This is a genomic window from Streptomyces fildesensis, assembly GCF_016107395.1.
Classification (GTDB): domain Bacteria; phylum Actinomycetota; class Actinomycetes; order Streptomycetales; family Streptomycetaceae; genus Actinacidiphila; species Actinacidiphila fildesensis.
Window position 1 is genome coordinate 1 of record NZ_JAAIKO010000374.1, and the last position, 237, is coordinate 237.

The 237-nt window shown below is 46.4% G+C and carries 1 protein-coding gene; it reads right to left on the bottom strand.

All coding sequences use genetic code 11. The annotated features are described in order from the left end of the window. Positions 1 to 237, bottom strand: a 237-nt coding sequence (locus C6N31_RS43235) for a DUF641 domain-containing protein (RefSeq protein WP_198359766.1), incomplete at both ends; no start/stop codon positions are given.

The following is a 237-nucleotide window of genomic DNA, read 5'->3' on the forward strand; positions in this document are numbered from 1 at the left end:
GCTGGGATTCCAATTTCTTAATCAAGATTTTATAGATGACGGCTTGGTTCTTGTGTTCTTGAATTTCGGCAGCAGCTGGATCGTGAACAGCGGCGGAGGGATCCAACTGTTTCTTTACGTAAGATTGTTTTAAATCCGACATTTTCTTCAGTTCCGACACGACTAGCTGGTCGGCCGACTGAATCCCGTCGGCGTCGTAAGGGAATTGGAAGAACTGCAGTTGTGCATAAGCAGCTT